The organism is Candidatus Cardinium hertigii (assembly GCF_003788695.1).
In genome coordinates, this window is sequence record NZ_RARA01000012.1 from 1329 (window position 1) to 4734 (window position 3406).

At 34.1% G+C, this 3406-nt stretch carries 2 protein-coding genes; one reads left to right on the forward strand and one right to left on the reverse strand.

Translation table 11 applies throughout. The features are described 5' to 3' along the window. Positions 1-811: 811 nt before the first annotated feature. The gene (locus EDM02_RS06195; RefSeq protein WP_478210127.1) at positions 812-1120 is read left to right on the forward strand and encodes a PD-(D/E)XK nuclease domain-containing protein; all 309 of its coding nucleotides are present in this window, start codon (positions 812-814) and stop codon (positions 1118-1120) included. A gap of 273 nt (positions 1121-1393) precedes the next feature. Here EDM02_RS06195 and EDM02_RS00425 read toward each other — a convergent pair whose 3' ends face one another. After that, complete coding sequence (locus EDM02_RS00425; protein ID WP_221179570.1) at positions 1394-2704, reverse strand: ankyrin repeat domain-containing protein; 1311 nt, start codon at positions 2702-2704, stop codon at positions 1394-1396. Positions 2705-3406: the final 702 nt, after the last annotated feature.

Sequence of the window (3406 nt, forward strand, 5' to 3'; positions counted from 1 at the left end):
CCCTATCAACAGTTCATATATTAAATTTGGTAATCAAAATGAATCCTTTGAAGAAGTTTTAGAACTATTCCGTGGAATTTTTGGTAGCGCCTTAAAAAGCAATCCCTATTTAGAAAAAGGCGTTATCACAGGCATATTACGCATAGCCAAAGCCAATCTCTTTTCAGATCTCAATAATGTACGGGAATATACGTTGTTGGATAAAAACTTCACACAATTTTATGGTTTTACGCAAAGCGAAGTAGATGACTTGCTTAGTAAGGTGCCTACCCAAACAGAACCAGCAAAAATAAAAGATTGGTATAATGGCTATACTTTTGGGGGTGAGGTAATTTATAATCCTTGGTCTATGATGCAATGTCTAGCTAGCGAAGGCTTGCTTGACTACTATTGGTTAGACAGTGGTGGCACCGGTTTAGTAGATAAAGCGCTATTGGCTGACCAANNNCCCATTACCAAGCAAATTAGTTTCTCCGATATTAACAAACCAGTTGGCTTATTGAGTTTGTTGTTATTTAGTGGTTATTTAAATCCCACTGTGGTATCCGCAGAACGCCATATTTATGGTCTATCTATTCCCAATCAAGAAGTAAAATATATCTATGAAACAAGAATATTGCAGTGGGTTACCGACCAATTAAACATAGACAGCTCTAAATATTATTCCTTTGTTCACTTATTACCTGCTGGCCATATAGAGACCTTTAAGGAGCAATTACAAACATTGCTGTATCGTGCTACCAGTTTTTTCCAAACAGGAAGCACCAAAGCAGAACTGTTTTACAGTGGCTTTATGTTGGGCATGTTACATATGCTGTGTGCTGACTATAGCATAGAAAGTGAAAGGGAAACAGGCAGTGGTCGAGCAGATATGCTTTTAATACCTCAGGTAGGTAGGAATGATAATGCACTGATCATAGAGTATAAAACAACTAAAACGTTAGAAAACTTGGATGCGGTAGCCCAAGCAGGGTTGGCCCAAATCATCTCTAAACAATACCATACTAAGGTAAAAACCTATCCTCATGTAAGAAAGATTACCAGCATTGCGTTAGCTTTTTGTGGCAAAGAAGTAACCTTAGCTTATCGGGTGGATGAGGTAAATGCGTACAGGGAATAGATCTTATAAGCGGAATAATGGGTGTTTTTTATATAAAAAAGTGTTTTCAAGCCCACTAAACAAATCTGACTATAACAAATTTCGTATCCGATCACTCAATGGCGTCAACTTAAGGTTTAACTATTATTGATAACCAAGTGAGCCCATTGTAATAGAAAACAAAATTTTATAAAAGAGGGAATTCCTATACCCAAACGTTACTTAACTTAAAAGCAGTAAAAAGGTATCCGTTCAAGGGTATTGAACGGATACGGCCACCTCATACAACGCATTTTATGAAATACGTCTGGTAACACATTTTTCTATAAGCTTTGGGTCTGAATTAAATATGCTACTATTAATAGTAGCAACGCAATTTAACCATCTCTTCTGTTCATCACAAAGCGGAAGGGAACTTAGATTACATAATTCAGTATCAGAAAATGTATCATCACTAGCATTAAGATATAGCAATAAGAATTGCAATCTTTTTTCTTCACTCATCTGCATCAGTTCGAACGGCTTTTTACCAAAACAATTGGAAACATCTAAGCTATCCGCTGCTCCCTTTTCCAATAAGCGTATGATAATTGACATATCCCTTCTTGCACAAGCTATATGTAAAGCTGTATCACCATAAATCGTCTGGTCATTGATATGATCTCGAATTAGTGGATGTCCCAATACGGTATCCAGACTAGCTTTTTGCTCGGGGTGCCCTTTTAATAACAAGAAATGCAACGCATTTTTCTTATCTCTAGGATGGGGTGCAAATGGATCTGACTTAAAATCACGTAGAAACATTAAAGAAATAGCTTTATCTTGATCTTGGTTTATAAGCTCTCTTCCTGATGAAATTATCCTCATTAATGCTGAATTACCATTAGATGCACCAAACCGAGCAGGGTAATATTGGCACTTATTTACATCAATACCTTCCTTATATAGAAAATATAATATATCACGATATGCTTGAATTTGCTTTTCAGTATATTGAGACTTAAGATCTTCAATTTGTGATCTTTCGAGCTTCCAGGTTACTATGGAGAACAATGTATTTTTTGTATTTTCATCTGGGTTTTTTTTTCTAAAAAATCTTATTACGTCTTGTAACGTAATTGTATTATTACAAATATCAAAGCATATAGAAGGGGTGTCCTTAGGTAACAGCTCTAGAAGATCTATTAGATCTTTCTTTAGATAGTTTAATATAAACTTATGATACTCCCTCATATGATGATCTTTTTCTATATCCTCTATATCGTCACTCCCTTTCATTAATCTCTCAAGGTCTAATAGAGAGTGCCTAATTATTTCATTGAATAGCTTAGGATCCGAATTTAGGCTTTCGATCTGCTCTTTCGTGTCTTCCGAATCTGTCGAAATACACTTTATGCAAAGAGAAAAGCAGCTGCACGCTGTTTCTTCATGACACTTTGCGCAAGATATGCCAAATCCAATATTTGATTCGTTTGCGTTACTACCACCAGATACGCCTGCACTTGGACTTTGTCCACTAGACTGTCTATCCATCTCATTATGGCTACTATTGCAAGCTATACAATATAGCATCATACCTAATGTGACAATAAAATTCGTTGCCATTACACAGTATTTATTTTTAATTTTCATTCTAATAATCAATTTAAATATTAATAATATATTTTCATATAGCTCCACTACACGCTAGGCTTATTGAAACAAAAACTACTTAATAAACGTACCCCTCTATATGCAATTAACCTATTTGCATTTTTAGTTATACACCCATTGTTTTTTTTTATTATGGTGTTTCCCTTTCGCTATCTCATTTTATGTGGTAATTTTATTTGTGTAGCTACTTTGTTTTCTTCTAAAACCTAATGTCTAGCAAAGGAAATTAAAGATTGGTATATTTTTTCAAAACTTCCAAATGCTTTATCTATTGAGGCCGTTACAATAGACAATTAAGCTTTTTCATGAAGAATTCACTTTCCCATTATTCAGAAAATCGTTAATTTAAATTGAGTTTTTGTAGTGTTTATTTTTTTTAGAATTATTACTAGTGTATAGTTTGGCAATTCAATCAAGTGGTTAATTAAGTTTAGCAGATATTTCAGCAAGCAAACATAAATGTAAATATACCTTTTTTGATTGCATAATCATAGTAGTTAATTTAGATATTAATCTAGAACAACGAAAATCATTTTACACAATCTTTTAGAAAGACTCCACTGGGGGATCACCACACTTAAGAAAAAGCTTATGCAACTACTTTTCTCTTACATTTTTTTCTTTTAAATTTTGCTAAATTCATAAAAAGTAGCC